Raw genomic sequence first — 13,771 nt, 5'->3', positions numbered from 1 at the left:
TGTCAGTGCCGCGGTCCACAATGGTCCGCGTCAGACCCGTCACACGCTTGCGCCACAGCAGACAGAAGGAGCCGGCAGCGATGGCCCGCCGCAGCACGAAGACCCCGCCGCCCGACGACTCGTTCGAGGAGCGGATCCTCGACATCGACGTCGTCGACGAGATGCAGGGCTCCTTCCTCGAGTACGCCTACTCGGTCATCTACTCGCGTGCCCTGCCGGACGCCCGCGACGGCCTGAAGCCGGTGCACCGCCGCATCGTCTACCAGATGAACGAGATGGGCCTGCGTCCCGACCGCGGCTATGTGAAGTGCGCCCGTGTCGTCGGCGAGGTGATGGGCAAGCTGCACCCGCACGGCGACGCGTCGATCTACGACGCCCTGGTGCGCATGGCCCAGCCCTTCTCGATGCGCGTGCCCCTGGTGGACGGCCACGGCAACTTCGGCTCCCTGGGCAACGACGACCCGCCGGCCGCCATGCGGTACACCGAGTGCCGGCAGGCACAGGCGACGAGCCTGATGACGGAGTCGATCGACGAGGACACGGTCGACTTCGCCCCGAACTACGACGGCCAGGAGCAGGAGCCGGTCGCCCTGCCGGCCGCCTTCCCGAACCTCCTGGTCAACGGCGCGTCCGGCATCGCCGTCGGTATGGCGACGAACATGCCGCCGCACAACCTCTCCGAGGTCATCGCCGCCGCCCGGCACCTGATCCGCCACCCGAACGCGGATCTGGACACCCTGATGAAGCACGTCCCCGGCCCCGATCTGCCGACCGGCGGCCGGATCGTGGGCCTCTCCGGCATCCGGGACGCCTACGCGACGGGCCGCGGCACCTTCAAGATCCGCGCGACGGTGGAGATCGAGACGGTCACCGCCCGCCGCAAGGGCCTCGTCGTCACCGAGCTGCCCTTCGCGGTCGGCCCGGAGAAGGTGATCGCCAAGATCAAGGACCTGGTCGGCTCGAAGAAGCTCCAGGGCATCGCGGACGTCAAGGACCTCACCGACCGCGAGCACGGGCTGCGCCTGGTCATCGAGATCAAGAACGGCTTCGTGCCGGAGGCGGTCCTGGAGCAGCTGTACAAGCTGACGCCGATGGAGGAGTCCTTCGGCATCAACAACGTCGCGCTGGTCGACGGGCAGCCCCTCACCCTGGGCCTGAAGGAGCTGCTGGAGGTCTACCTCGACCACCGCTTCGAGGTCGTACGGCGCCGCAGCGAGTTCCGGCGCGGCAAGCGGCGTGACCGGCTGCACCTGGTCGAGGGCCTGCTCACGGCGCTCATCGACATCGACGAGGTCATCCGCCTGATCCGCTCCAGCGAGAACAGCGCGCAGGCGAAGGAGCGCCTGATGGAGCGCTTCTCGCTGTCCGACGTGCAGACGCAGTACATCCTCGACACGCCGCTGCGCCGGCTCACCAAGTTCGACCGCATCGAGCTGGAGGCGGAGAAGGACCGGCTGGGCCGGGAGATCGCCGAGCTGACCCGGATCCTGGACTCGGACACGGAGCTGCGCAAGCTGGTCTCCGCGGAACTGGCCGCGGTCGCCAAGAAGTTCGGCAGCGAGCGGCGTACGGTCCTGCTGGAGTCGTCCGGCACCCAGGTGTCCGCCGTGCCGCTGCAGGTCGCGGACGACCCGTGCCGGGTGCTGCTGTCCTCGACGGGTCTGCTGGCCCGTACGGCGAACGGCGACCCGTTCGCGGACGACGACGACGCCAAGCGGTCCAAGCACGACGTGATCGTCTCGGCGGTGCCGGCCACGGCGCGTGGCGAGGTGGGCGCGGTGACGTCGGCGGGCCGGCTGCTGCGGATCAGCGTGGTCGATCTGCCGCGGCTCCCGGAGACCGCGTCGCGGCCCAACCTGGCGGGCGGCGCGCCGCTGGCGGAGTTCGTCTCCCTGGAGGACGGCGAGCGGGTGGTCTGCCTGACGACGCTCGACGAGTCCTCCCCCGGCCTGGCGCTGGGCACGGAGCAGGGCGTGGTCAAGCGGGTGGTGCCCGACTACCCGTCCAACAAGGAGGAGCTGGAGGTCATCACCCTGAAGGAGGGTGACCGGATCGTCGGCGCGGTCGAGCTGCGCACCGGCGAGGAGGACCTCGTCTTCATCACGGACGACGCCCAGCTGCTGCGCTACCAGGCGTCCGTGGTCCGCCCGCAGGGCCGTCCGGCGGGCGGTGTGACCGGTATCAAGCTCGCGGAGGGCGCGAAGGTCATCTCCTTCACCGCGGTGGACCCCGCGTCCGACGCGGTGGTGTTCACGGTCGCGGGCTCGCGCGGCACCCTGGACGACTCGGTCCAGACGACGGCCAAGCTGACCCCGTTCGACCAGTACCCGCGCAAGGGACGCGCCACGGGCGGCGTGCGCTGCCAGCGGTTCCTGAAGGGCGAGGACTGCCTGTCCCTGGCCTGGGCGGGCGCCACCCCGGCGCGGGCCGCCCAGAAGAACGGCACACCGGTCGAGCTGCCCGAGATGGACCCGCGCCGCGACGGCTCGGGGGTGTCCCTTGCGAAGACGGTCGCGGTGGTCGCGGGACCGTTCTAGGGGGCGCCGGCGGCGAGGTGGGCCCCGCGCGTCAGGCAGCCTCCTCCGGGTCCGGCACATAGCGCAGGACGCCCCACATGCCGTGCTCGTCGGCGGTGTGCGGGGCGTCGCTCGTGCACGCCCGCAGGTCCTTCTCCAGGGCCGCCGCGTCGATGCCGGAGCCGATCAGGACGAGCTGCGTACGGCGGGGCGCCCCGCCGGGCCGGCGCTCCGGATAGAAGCGCAGGAACGGCCCGACGGCGTGCACGGCGTAGCGGTTGGCGGGGTCGTAGGCCCCGAAGTCCACGTATCCCTTGATCCGGTACAGCCCCTCGGACCTGCGGTCGAGGAAGGCGATCAGCCGGCGGGGGTCGAGGGGGACGTCGGAGGTGAAGGACAGGCTGTCGTAGCCGGTGTGCAGATGCCCTTCGGGATCCTCTCCGGGCCGGTCGCCGTGGTGGTGCAGATCGTCGAAGGACAACTGCCCGACGCGCTCCTCGCTGGGCCGGCAGTCGAAGAGGAAGCCGGGGTCGATCCGGCCGTAGGTGGCGGGGACGACGGCGGCGTGCTCCGCCAGGTCACGGACCAGGCCGAGCACGCGCTCGCGGTCCGCGGCCCGGTCCAGTTTGTTGACGACGACGAGGTCGGCGAGGGCGAGATGCCGGTCGATCTCGGGGTGCTTGGTGCGGGTGGCGTCGAACTCGGCGGCGTCGACGGCCTCGACGAGCCCGCCGTACACGATGCCGGGCAGCTCGCTGGCGAGCAGCATCCGGACGAGTTCCTGCGGTTCGGCGAGACCGCTGGCCTCGATGACGATGACGTCGATCCCGGTGCCGGGCCGGGCGAGCCGCTCCAGATAGCCGTCGAGCTCGCTGGAGTCGACCGCGCAGCACAGGCAGCCGTTGCCCAGGGACACGGTGGAGTCGCCGAGCGCCCCGGCGACGGCGAGCGCGTCGATCTCGATGGCGCCGAAGTCATTGACGATCGCGCCGATCCGGGTGCCTCCGCTGTGGTGGAGGAGGTGATTGAGCAGAGTGGTCTTGCCGGAACCTAGGAATCCGGCGAGGACGACGACCGGAATCTGCTGCGGGCCCTGGCTCGGCTGAGTCACCGTGCGACCTCTCTCACGCCTACGGGTGCACCGGCTCGTGGCCCGGCGCACGTACGGGAATCGAATGCCGGACCAGGATACGAGCGGTGAGAATCGCCGCGAAGTGAACGATTGTTAGCAGCACTTGCCGGGCAGACGTCTGGCATGGCGCTGGAGTGTGCGACCCTCGCTTCCCTCTGTGCGCCGCCTCTCCGCCTCCCCGCCGATCAGAGCCGCTCGGCACTCTGGGAGACGGCAAGCGCCGCCCACCGCTCGCCGGTCCCCTCCAGTCGACCCACATCCCGACGACCGGCGGACGGCCGCCGCCTGATTCGGGGGTTGACATGACCACAAAGAAGAGTGCCGCGAGGAGGTTGGGCTCCGTCGCGGCCGGTCTCGTACTCGCCACGGCGGGGATGACACTGGCCGCGCGCCGCAGCCTGGAAGCGGAGAAGCTGCAGTTGAGGCGCCTGGAACTGGAGGAACTGACCTCCCGGCGCAGGGCTCTGGCCCATCAACAGCGCATGCACTGGGAACTGCTGTCCAGGGCGATCGACAATCCGGCGCTTGCCGCTGTGATCGACACGTACGACCCGGCGATCCCGGCGGAGCGGCGGCGGCAGTATTTCTACGCCAATGCCTGGTACATCAACCTCTATCACCTCTACCGAGCGGGGCTTTTGGACCAGGAGGAGCTGTACGGGCATGCGCGTGAACTCTTCCAGAACCCTCTGATGCGCGAGTACTGGGAGGCCTCGAAGGCCCAACGGGCGACGCTGAAGACGTCGTCCGACGAAGCGCGGATCGGGCGCATGGTGGATGCTCTCATCAGGGATCTGGAAGAAGCCGACACGGACGAGTGGTGGGTGGTGGGCCATCCGCCGCCGGAGTCGGAGTAGGCGGGTTAGGGCCGAGGCCCCGGCGGTCGGCGACACGCTCTGAGTGACTTTTCCTCTTGCAGTCACGCATGCCCACAGCAACACCAGTAACGTGCTGCCGACCAACTCACCGCCAGTTCGTAAGGATCGGTAGCCCTTGAACATCGTGCGCCGTATCGGTGTGCCACCCAGCGCCCGCGGCAGTGCCTCTGGAGCCAACTGCCCGGACCTCTTCGAGTTGAGTGACGGAAACTTTGCCGTCATCGGCACGGACGCCACCGAAGCACTGGAGCGGGAACTGCCCGCCGACGCATCCCGCGCTGACTACGAGCGCATCGTCATCATCAGTCGAGAGACGCTCATCCGCGCCAAGGGCGACATCCCCGACGCGTGAGACGACGCCCTGGCAGTACCCGCTCACGCGCGGGCACAGGGCACGCAGTGGACGTGCGTTTGTCACCGGCCCCCCATCCCCGGGCACGGACGACGCCCACCAGACCGGGCCACCACAACCCACACGGTTGGTGGTCTGTGGTCCTCGCGGCAACCGTTTACGGTCCCGCATCACTTCCATGTCACTCATGAGGGGGAGCCCTCCTCAGTGGCGGCACTCGATGACTTTGGCGAGCGACGAGTACCGCGCAGAGAGCTCCCCCGGCCGGACAGAACGTCCGGAATCACACGGTTCGAGGAGCCCGTATGTCCCATCCGACGCCGCACGACGGTACCGCAGCCCAGCCCCCTGAGCGGCGACCGGCGAGGCGCATCTTCGTCTTGCTGCCCAACATCGTCGCCCTGCTGGCTGCGATCGGCATTCTCCTGTTGATCATCACGGATCATGACGAGCAGGTCGGTGCTGTGGCCGCGTTCGGCAGCGCCGCGTTCCTCGCCGATGCCGCCCGCCAACGTGGCTATCAGAGTCCGTAAGAGGGAGTAGGTGCCCGTTCGGGTTGACCGCCTCCGAGGGAACCGGAGGCGGTCCACCGGGAACCTGCGACCGGCACCGGGCTCGTCAGGCTGCCACCGGTACCGCCACCGGCGCCCCCGGCCCCACATAACGCGCCGACGGCCTGATGATTTTCGAGTCCTCCGCCTGTTCCAGCAGGTTGGCGCTCCAGCCCACCACGCGGGCCGCCGCGAACGTCGGGGTGAACATCTCTCGGGGCAGGCCGCACAGTTCCATGACCACACCCGCGTAGAACTCGACGTTCGTGTGCAGTTCACGGCCCGGCTTGAGCTCGGCCAGGATCGCCTCCACGCGCCGCTCGACCTCCACGGCGAAGTCGACGCGCGGGCCGCCGAAGCTCTGGGCGATCTCCCGGAGCATCCGGGACCGGGGGTCCTCCGTGCGGTAGACCGGGTGGCCGAAGCCCATGACGCGGTCGCCCGCGAGGACGCGTTCACGGATCCAGGGGTCGATGCGGTCCGGGGTGCCGATCGCGTCCAGCGTGTCCAGCGCGCGGCTCGGAGCACCACCGTGCAGCGGCCCGGACAGCGCGCCCACAGCCCCCACCAGGCAGGCCGCGACGTCCGCCCCCGTGGAGGCGATGACCCGCGCCGTGAAGGTTGACGCATTGAATCCATGGTCAATGGTGGAGATCAAGTATTGCTCGACGGCCCGCGCACGCTCCGGCGCGGGCTCCGTCCCCGTCACCATGTACAGGTAGTTCGCCGCGTGGGACAGCTCGTCCCGCGGCTCCACGGGGTCGAGCCCGTGGCCCAGCCGGTGCAGCGCGGCGAGCAGCGTCGGTACGGCCGCGGCGGCGACCAGTGTGTCCCGGCGGCGCTGCCCGGCGTCGATGTCGTACACCGGTCCGAAGCCCTTCGCCGCGCCCAGCAGGGACAGCGCGGTGCGCAGGCCGGCCAGCGGGCCGGAGACCGCGCTGCCCGCGGCGATGGCGGGCAGGACCGCCCGCACCTCCTCGGGGAGCCGTCTCAGCGCGACCGTCTCGGCGCGGAATGCGGCGGCCTGCGCGGTGTCCGGCAGCTCGCCGTGGACGAGGAGGTGCCAGACGTCCTCGAAGGGCCGGGTCCGCGCCAGGTCGACGGCGGAGTACTGGCGGTAGTGGTAGAAGCCCTCGCGCCCCCGGACGTCGCCGACCTCGGTGTCGGTCACGACGACCCCCGCGAGCCCGCGCGGTACGTCGACGAGTGTGGCTGCTGACCTGCTGACGGACATGGTTGCCTCCCTGGACTTGATTGGACTGTCCATGCTTGACTGACTTCCTGTCAATATTGATTCGATCAATGCAAGAATCCATGAACGGCGGCCTGGATACGGTGAGCCCATGCGCGATCAAGAACCCGGCCCGGAGGGGCGACGGCTGACCACCCAGGAGGCCGCCGAACTGCTCGGCGTGAAGCCCGAGACCGTGTACGCCTACGTCAGCCGCGGTCACCTCAGCAGCCGACGCGTGCCCGGCGGACGGGGCAGCACCTTCGACGCGACGGAGGTCGAGACGCTCGCCCGGCGCAACAGACGGGAGAGCACGGCCGATTCGGGTTCCGGCGCCGACCTGTCGGTACGGACGGCTCTCACCCTCATCGACTCCGACCGCTACTACTTCCGCGGCGTGGACGCGACCGAGCTCGCCGCACGGCACTCCTACGAGGAGGTCGCCGAGTGGCTGTGGACGGGCCGGCTGCGCCCCGGCGTGACCTTCACCGCGCCCGCGGCCTCCGTCGCCGCCGCCCGCCGCGCCGCCGGCGCCCTGCCCGAACACGCCGGCCCTGTCGATCGCCTGCGGGTCGCGGCGGTCGCCGCCGCGGCCGCCGACCCGCTGCGTTTCGACCTGTCCGAGGAGACCGTGCTCGCCACCGCGCGCACCCTCATCCCGACGCTCGTGGCCGCCCTCGGCCCCGCTGACCCCGCCGACCGCGATGAGGGCCCACTCGCCCGCCGGCTGTGGGGACGGCTCAGCGGGCGGCCTGCCGACGAGGCCACGCTGTGTGTGCTGGACACGGCCCTCGCCCTGCTCGTGGATCACGACCTGGCCGCCTCGACCCTGGCCGTGCGGGTCGCCGCGTCGGCCCGCGCGCACGCCTACGCGGCCGTCTCCGCGGGGCTCGGCGTGCTCGAAGGCCCGCTGCACGGCGCGGCCAGCGGCCTCGCCCACCGGCTCGTCGTGGAGGTGCTCGACCGCGGCGACGCCGGTCCCGTCATCGCGGAGGAACTCCGGGCGGGCCGGCGCATCCCGGGGCTCGGGCACCGGCTCTACTCCGGCGAGGACCCCCGCGCGCGTCTGCTGTTCACGCTGCTGGCGGACCTGCCCCGCTGCGAACCAGCCCTGGCCGCCGCCCACGACATCGTCGCGACGGCCGCTCGCCACACCTCGCTGCACGCCAACGTCGATCTGGCGCTCGCCGTGTTCACCGCGTCCTACGCGATGCCCGCGACGGCGGGTGAGACGATCTTCGCGGTGGGCCGGACGGCGGGCTGGATCGCCCACGCCCTGGAGGAGTACGGCGAACGCCCGCTCCGCATGCGGCCGACGGGGCGGTACACCGGTCCCAGGCCGCCGCAACCGCTGCCCGAGTAGGCCGGAGCCGGGCGGCGGCCGTGTCCGAGGGGCCCGGGAGAGCCGCCTCGGGCCGACCCAGGTTAGGCTCACCTCTGTGAGTACGTGCACGACCGTCTCGCAGGACCTCGACGAGCCCGTCGCGGGGACCGCGGCGACCGCGACGACCTGGCTGCTGCTGGAGCAGCCCGGCCCGTGGGGTGCCAAGGCACTCACCCAGAGCCACCTGGATCCCGCGCTCGGCCGCGCGCTGGAAGCCGCCGCGCAGGGCACGGGCGTGCGTATCGCGCTGATCCGCCGGCCCGGCCGGCACGCCGACTGCGGGCTCCCCTCCGAGCGCCGGGTGTTCGTCGCCCACACGGTGCCCGGGGCCGTCTGGCTGCGCACCGCCACCGTCCGTGACCCGCGTCAGCTGCTCGAACTGGACCTCGCCGCCCTCGGCCGGGGCGACCACCGCACCTTCGACACGGCGCTCGGCGGGACGGCCCACACCGGGGAACCGCTGGCGCTGGTGTGCACCAACGGCAAGCGCGACCGCTGCTGCGCCCTGCTCGGCCGGCCGCTCGCCGCCGAACTGGCCGCCTCCGGCGTGGACGGCGTCTGGGAGGTCACGCACCTGGGCGGCCACCGCTTCTCGCCGACACTGCTCGTGCTGCCGTACGGCTACGCCTACGGGCGGGCCGAGGCGGAGGTCGTGCGCAGGGTCCTGGACGGGGTCCGGGAGGGCCGGATCGTCGGCGAGGGCTGCCGGGGGAACTCGGCCTGGGAACGGCCCGGCCAGGCCGCCGAGCTCGTGGTGCGCAGGACCACGGGGGAGACCGCCGCCGAGGCGCTGAGGGTCGTACGGACGGAAGGCGTCGCTCCGCGCTGGGCGGTGACCGTGGCCCACGTGGACGGCCGGCGCTGGCGGGTCGAGGTGGCCCAGGGTGCCGCCCAGCCGCCGCGCCCCGAGAAGTGCGGCACCTCGGTGCTGGGCTCGCCCGCGCGCATGGACGTCCTCGGCGTGCGGGAACTCAGGGCGGCGGCCACGGCGCTCGCGGGCTGACCCACCGCCCTCGGCACCCTGCACGAGATCCCCGCCACATCCCTCTACGGCCCGCCCCGCACCGCCGCGTACGGTCAGGAGCATGAGCCCCACCTCCCTCATCCGCCGCCTGCGCCTGGGTCTGCCCCGGCGCATGTTCGCGCAGGTGCTGCTGATGCAGGTGGCGGTCGCCGCGGGCGTGGCGGTGCTGGCGACCGGGCTGTTCCTGGCGCCGCTCAGCGAGCAGCTGGACGACCAGGCGATGCGCCGTGCGCTGTCCATCGCCCAGACGACGGCCGCCCAGCCGCAGATCGCCGAGGACCTGACCCGGACCCCGGCGACGGCCGGCGGCCCGGTGCAGCGGGAGGCGGAGCGGATCCGCGCGGCCACCCGCGCCGAGTACGTCGTCGTGATGGACCGGCGGGGCGTGCGCTGGTCCCATCCGACCGCGCGCGAGATCGGGCGGCTCGTCTCGACCGACCCGGGCCAGGCCCTGGCGGGCCACGAAGTCATGCAGATCGACGACGGCACACTGGGCCGCACCGCGCGGGGCAAGGTGCCGTTGCGGGACGGCGCCGGCCGGATCGTCGGCGCGGTCTCGGTCGGCATCGCGTACGACAATGTGCGGGCCAGGCTGCTGCACGCCATCCCGGGACTGTTCGCGTACGCGGGCGGAGCCCTGGCGGTGGGAGCGCTGGCGGCCTGGCTGATCTCCCGCCGGCTCCAGCGGCAGACCCGTGACCTGGCCTTCTCCGACATCTCGGCGCTGCTAGCGGAGCGTGAGGCGATGCTGCACGGCATCCGGGAGGGCGTCGTCGCGCTGGACCGCACGGGACGTATCCGCCTCCTCAACGACGAGGCGCGGCGGCTGCTCGGCCTCGGGGACGAGGCCGTCGGCCGCTCCCTCGACGAGGCGCTCGGCACGGGGCGAACCGCCGACGTGCTGGCCGGGCGGGTCACCGGCACCGATCTGCTCACCGTGCGCGGACAGCGCGTCCTGGTCGCCAACCGCATGCCCACCGACGACGGCGGCGCCGTCGCGACCTTGCGCGACCGCACCGAGCTGGAACAGCTCGGCCGGGAGCTCGACTCAACGCGCGGCCTGATCGACGCGCTGCGCGCCCAGGACCATGAACACGCCAACCGCATGCACACGCTCCTCGGGCTGCTGGAGCTGGAGATGTACGACGACGCCGTGGAGTTCGTCGGGGAGGTCGTCGGTGATCACCGGGCCACCGCGGAGGAGGTCGCCGAGAAGATCCAGGACCCGCTGCTGGCCGCCCTGCTGGTCGGCAAGGCGACCGTGGCGGCCGAACGGGGCGTAGCGCTGCGCCTGTCGGAGCGCACCGGGCTCCCGGACCGGCTGGTCGATCCCCAGGGGCTGGTGACCGTCGTGGGAAACCTCGTGGACAACGCCCTGGACGCGGTCGCCGGCACCCCGCACGCGCGCGTGGAGGTCGAACTGCGCGCCGAGGGCCGCGCGGCGACCCTGACGGTCCGCGACACCGGGCCGGGAATCCCGGTGGAACAGCGCGAGTTGATCTTCACCGAGGGTTGGTCGACCAAGCAGCGCCCGGCTCATCGTGAGCGCGGGATCGGGCTGTCGCTCGTGCGGCGCCTGGCGGAACGGCAGGGCGGTACGGCCCGGGTGGGCGAGGCCGCCGGGGGCGGCGCCGAGTTCACGGTCGTCCTGCCCGAGGCGCTGACCGGGCCGGAACCGGCCCTCAGCACGCCCGTTGACGCACACACCGGCGCCGAGGAGGAGTCGCGATGATCGAGGTGCTGGTCGTGGACGACGACACGCGCGTGGCGCGCGTGAACGCCGCCTACGTCGAGAAGGTGCCGGGCTTCCAGGTGGCCGGCGAGGCGCACACGGCCGCCGAGGCGCTGCGGCAGGTGACGGAACTGCCGCGGCTCGACCTGGTCCTCATGGATCACTACCTGCCGGACGACACGGGTCTGGCGGTGGTCCGGGAGATGCGCCGGCGCGGCCACCAGACCGACGTGATCATGGTGACGGCGGCCCGGGACGTGGCGACCGTGCAGGCGGCGATGCGGCTCGGGGCGCTCCAGTACCTGGTGAAGCCGTTCTCCTTCGCGGGGCTGCGCGCCAAGCTGGAGGCGTACGCGGAGCTGCGCCGCACCCTCGACGGCGGCGGCGAGGCGGAGCAGGCCGAGGTGGACCGCATCTTCGGCGCCTTGTCCTCGCCGTCGGAGCCGAACCTGCCCAAGGGGCACTCCCCCACCACCGCCGAGTCGGTGCGCCAGGCCCTGATGAACGCCTCGGGGCCGCTGTCGGCCCAGGAGATCGCCGAGCGCACCGGGGTGAGCCGTCAGACCGCCCAGCGCTATCTCAAGCTCCTGGAGCGCACCGGGCGGGCCCGTCTCACCCTCAGGTACGGGGACGCGGGCCGCCCTGAACACCGGTATGTGTGGGCGACCCGCGCCTGAGGCACGGCCCCGTGGGGGCGGGGGAAGGAACCGTGCCGCCCTTTCATACGGACGCCGGCCCCGGAAACGTCAGCGGACCCCCCAGGGGATGTCCTAGACGGCACCCGCTCCGGTCAGCGACCGGACCTCCGTCTCGGCGTGCTTGGCCTCGTCGGGCGCCTCGGACGAGGTGACCGTGCCCAGCCAGCCGGCGACGAAGCCCAGCGGGATCGAGACGATGCCGGGGTTGTCCAGCGGGAAGTACTGGAAGTCGACGCCGGGGAGCAGCGACTGCGGACTGCCCGACACCACGGGCGACAGGACGACGAGGACCACGGCCGGGATCAGGCCGCCGTACACGGACCAGACGGCGCCCCGGGTGGTGAAGTCGCGCCAGAACAAGGAGTAGAGCAGCACGGGCAGGTTCGCGGAGGCCGCGACGGCGAAGGCGAGTCCCACGAGGAAGGCGACGTTCAGATCGCGGGCCAGCAGCCCGAGGCCGATCGCGACGGCTCCGATACCGACGGCGGAGAAGCGCGCCACGGTCACCTCGCTGCGGGCCTTGCCGCCCCGGCGCCGCAGGGACGCGTACAGGTCGTGGGCGACCGAGGCCGAGGAGGCGAGCGTGATGCCGGCGACGACGGCCAGGATCGTGGCGAAGGCGACGGCCGCCACGACCGCGAACAGCACGGTGCCCGCGGTGGAGTCGGCGCCGCCGCCGAGGTCGAGGGCGAGCAGCGGCACCGCCGTGTTGCCGGCGGCGTTCGAGGCGCGCACCTCCGCGGTCCCCACGATCGCGGCCGCGCCGAAGCCCAGGACGATGGTCATCAGGTAGAAACCGCCGATGAGGCCGATCGCCCAGACGACCGAGCGGCGTGCGGCGCGGGCGGTGGGCACCGTGTAGAAGCGGGACAGGATGTGGGGCAGCCCCGCGGTGCCGAGCACCAGGGCGAGGCCGAGGCTGATGAAGTCGAACCGGGACGTCCAGTCCCCGCCGTACCGGAGTCCCGGCGCCAGGAACGCCTCCCCGTGGCCGGAGTGCTCGGCGGCGCCGAGCAGCAGCCGGTCGATGTCGCCGTGGAAGCGCAGCAGGACGAGCACCGTCAGCGCGATGGTGCCGCCGAGCAGCAGGACCGACTTGACGATCTGGATCCAGGTGGTGGCCCGCATCCCTCCGAACGACACGTAGATCACCATGAGCGCGCCGACGCCGATGACGGTCCACGCCTGCGCCGCCCCGCCGTCGCCTCCCAGCAGCAGCGCGACCAGGGTGCCCGCGCCGACCATCTGCGCCACCAGGTAGAGCACGGACACGGTGACCGAGGAGGTTCCCACCGCGATGCGGACGGGGCGTTCCCTCATCCGTGCCGCGACGACGTCGGCGAGGGTGAACCGCCCGCAGTTGCGCACCAGTTCAGCGACCAGGAAGAGCACGACCAGCCAGGCCACGAGGAAGCCCACCGAGTACAGCATCCCGTCGTAGCCGAACAGGGCGATCAGCCCGGAGATGCCGAGGAAGGACGCGGCCGACATGTAGTCACCCGCGATGGCAAAACCATTCTCCATGGGCGAGAAGAGCCGGCCGCCGGCGTAGAACTCCTCCGCCGAACCGCGGCGGTTGCGGCCCGCCCAGGTCGTGATCGCCAGGGTGACCGCGACGAACACGCTGAACAGCAGCAGTGCCAGGGTGCGGTGATCCTGCGTCATGCCACGCCCCCCTTGGCGCCCCGCGTCAGCTCCTGGGTGTCCCAGCGCAGTTCGAGCGCCGCCCGGTCGCGGCGCAGACGCGCGTGGCGGGTGTAGGCCCAGGTGAGCAGGAACGTGGTGAGGAACTGCCCGAGCCCCGCGAGCATCGCGACGTTCACGGCTCCCGCCACGGGCCGCGCCATCAGGCCGGGCGCGGTGGTGGCGGTCACGACGTAGGCGACGTACCAGGACAGGAACCCGGCGGCCGCCGGCAGCGCGAACCTCCGGTAGCGGCTGCGCACTTCCTGGAAGGCGGCGCTGCGCTGCACCTCGAGGTACACGTCGGCGGCGGCCGGCGGGGCTGCGTCAGGGGCCTCCGTGACATCCGACTCGCCCCATCCGGAGGCGAGGGCGTCGTACCAGGGATCGTCGTACCGGGGGGTTCTGGCGTCGCGGGGTCGGCCGTCGCTTGAGCACATGCCCAAGCATGGACAGAACGGAAAGAGCGCCGACCGGGCTTCTCGGAGCGTTTCACCCCATCAGGTGATTCAGCAGGCAAAGCCGCATACCAGGCACGCGCCACAAGAGGCGCGTTGCGCGGCACGAGGGCCCGGAACGACGGAACCGGC

General features: G+C 71.9%; 12 protein-coding genes. 8 read left to right on the top strand and 4 right to left on the bottom strand.

The genetic code is table 11. The features are described from left to right. Nucleotides 1-80 precede the first annotated feature (80 nt). Nucleotides 81-2,537, top strand: coding sequence for a DNA topoisomerase IV subunit A (locus ABZ899_RS17540; RefSeq protein WP_361346466.1), 2,457 nt, complete (start codon nucleotides 81-83; stop codon nucleotides 2,535-2,537). A 31-nt stretch (nucleotides 2,538-2,568) separates the two neighbouring features. Here the strand turns inward: ABZ899_RS17540 and ABZ899_RS17535 are convergent, their stop codons facing one another. Next, nucleotides 2,569-3,627, bottom strand: coding sequence for a GTP-binding protein (locus ABZ899_RS17535; protein ID WP_361346465.1), 1,059 nt, complete (start codon nucleotides 3,625-3,627; stop codon nucleotides 2,569-2,571). A gap of 323 nt (nucleotides 3,628-3,950) precedes the next feature. On the opposite strand from ABZ899_RS17535, the gene ABZ899_RS17530 reads away from it, so the two are divergent. From ABZ899_RS17530 to ABZ899_RS17520, 3 genes are all read left to right on the top strand, one after another. Further along, entirely contained in the window at nucleotides 3,951-4,505 is a 555-nt protein-coding gene (locus ABZ899_RS17530; RefSeq protein ID WP_361346463.1) for a DUF6082 family protein, read from the top strand. A gap of 136 nt (nucleotides 4,506-4,641) precedes the next feature. Further along, a complete protein-coding gene (locus tag ABZ899_RS17525) occupies nucleotides 4,642-4,878 on the top strand; it encodes a hypothetical protein (protein ID WP_361346461.1) in 237 nt (78 codons plus the stop codon). Between the two features lie 305 nt (nucleotides 4,879-5,183). Then, nucleotides 5,184-5,411: a hypothetical protein gene (locus tag ABZ899_RS17520; RefSeq protein WP_361346459.1), complete on the top strand. Its 228-nt coding sequence runs from the start codon at nucleotides 5,184-5,186 to the stop codon at nucleotides 5,409-5,411. Between the two features lie 85 nt (nucleotides 5,412-5,496). Here ABZ899_RS17520 and ABZ899_RS17515 read toward each other — a convergent pair whose 3' ends face one another. Next, complete coding sequence (locus tag ABZ899_RS17515; protein ID WP_361346457.1) at nucleotides 5,497-6,663, bottom strand: citrate synthase/methylcitrate synthase; 1,167 nt, start codon at nucleotides 6,661-6,663, stop codon at nucleotides 5,497-5,499. 109 nt (nucleotides 6,664-6,772) lie between these two features. On the opposite strand from ABZ899_RS17515, the gene ABZ899_RS17510 reads away from it, so the two are divergent. The 4 genes from ABZ899_RS17510 (at nucleotide 6,773) to ABZ899_RS17495 (ending at nucleotide 11,477) form a co-directional block, all read left to right on the top strand. Next, nucleotides 6,773-8,023, top strand: a complete 1,251-nt coding sequence (locus ABZ899_RS17510; RefSeq protein WP_361346456.1) for a citrate synthase — start codon at nucleotides 6,773-6,775, stop codon at nucleotides 8,021-8,023. 76 nt (nucleotides 8,024-8,099) lie between these two features. Continuing rightward, a complete protein-coding gene (locus ABZ899_RS17505; protein ID WP_361346454.1) occupies nucleotides 8,100-9,047 on the top strand; it encodes a sucrase ferredoxin in 948 nt (315 codons plus the stop codon). An 82-nt stretch (nucleotides 9,048-9,129) separates the two neighbouring features. Beyond that, nucleotides 9,130-10,800, top strand: a complete 1,671-nt coding sequence (locus tag ABZ899_RS17500) for a sensor histidine kinase (protein ID WP_361346452.1) — start codon at nucleotides 9,130-9,132, stop codon at nucleotides 10,798-10,800. Continuing rightward, the gene (locus ABZ899_RS17495) at nucleotides 10,797-11,477 is read left to right on the top strand and encodes a response regulator (protein ID WP_361346450.1); all 681 of its coding nucleotides are present in this window, start codon (nucleotides 10,797-10,799) and stop codon (nucleotides 11,475-11,477) included. Before ABZ899_RS17500 ends, ABZ899_RS17495 begins: the two co-directional genes overlap by 4 nt. Nucleotides 11,478-11,570: 93 nt before the next feature. Here the strand turns inward: ABZ899_RS17495 and ABZ899_RS17490 are convergent, their stop codons facing one another. Continuing rightward, the gene (locus tag ABZ899_RS17490; RefSeq protein ID WP_361346449.1) at nucleotides 11,571-13,163 is read right to left on the bottom strand and encodes a cation acetate symporter; all 1,593 of its coding nucleotides are present in this window, start codon (nucleotides 13,161-13,163) and stop codon (nucleotides 11,571-11,573) included. Then, nucleotides 13,160-13,621 (bottom strand): DUF485 domain-containing protein, encoded by a 462-nt coding sequence (locus tag ABZ899_RS17485; protein ID WP_361346447.1) that lies wholly within the window; start codon nucleotides 13,619-13,621, stop codon nucleotides 13,160-13,162. Before ABZ899_RS17485 ends, ABZ899_RS17490 begins: the two co-directional genes overlap by 4 nt. Between the last annotated feature and the right edge of the window lie 150 nt (nucleotides 13,622-13,771).

This window comes from Streptomyces sp. NPDC046859 (assembly GCF_040645135.1).
Classification (GTDB): Bacteria; Actinomycetota; Actinomycetes; order Streptomycetales; family Streptomycetaceae; genus Streptomyces.
The sequence above is the reverse complement of the archived record's forward strand: the minus strand, read 5'-3'. Positions and strand labels throughout refer to the sequence as shown.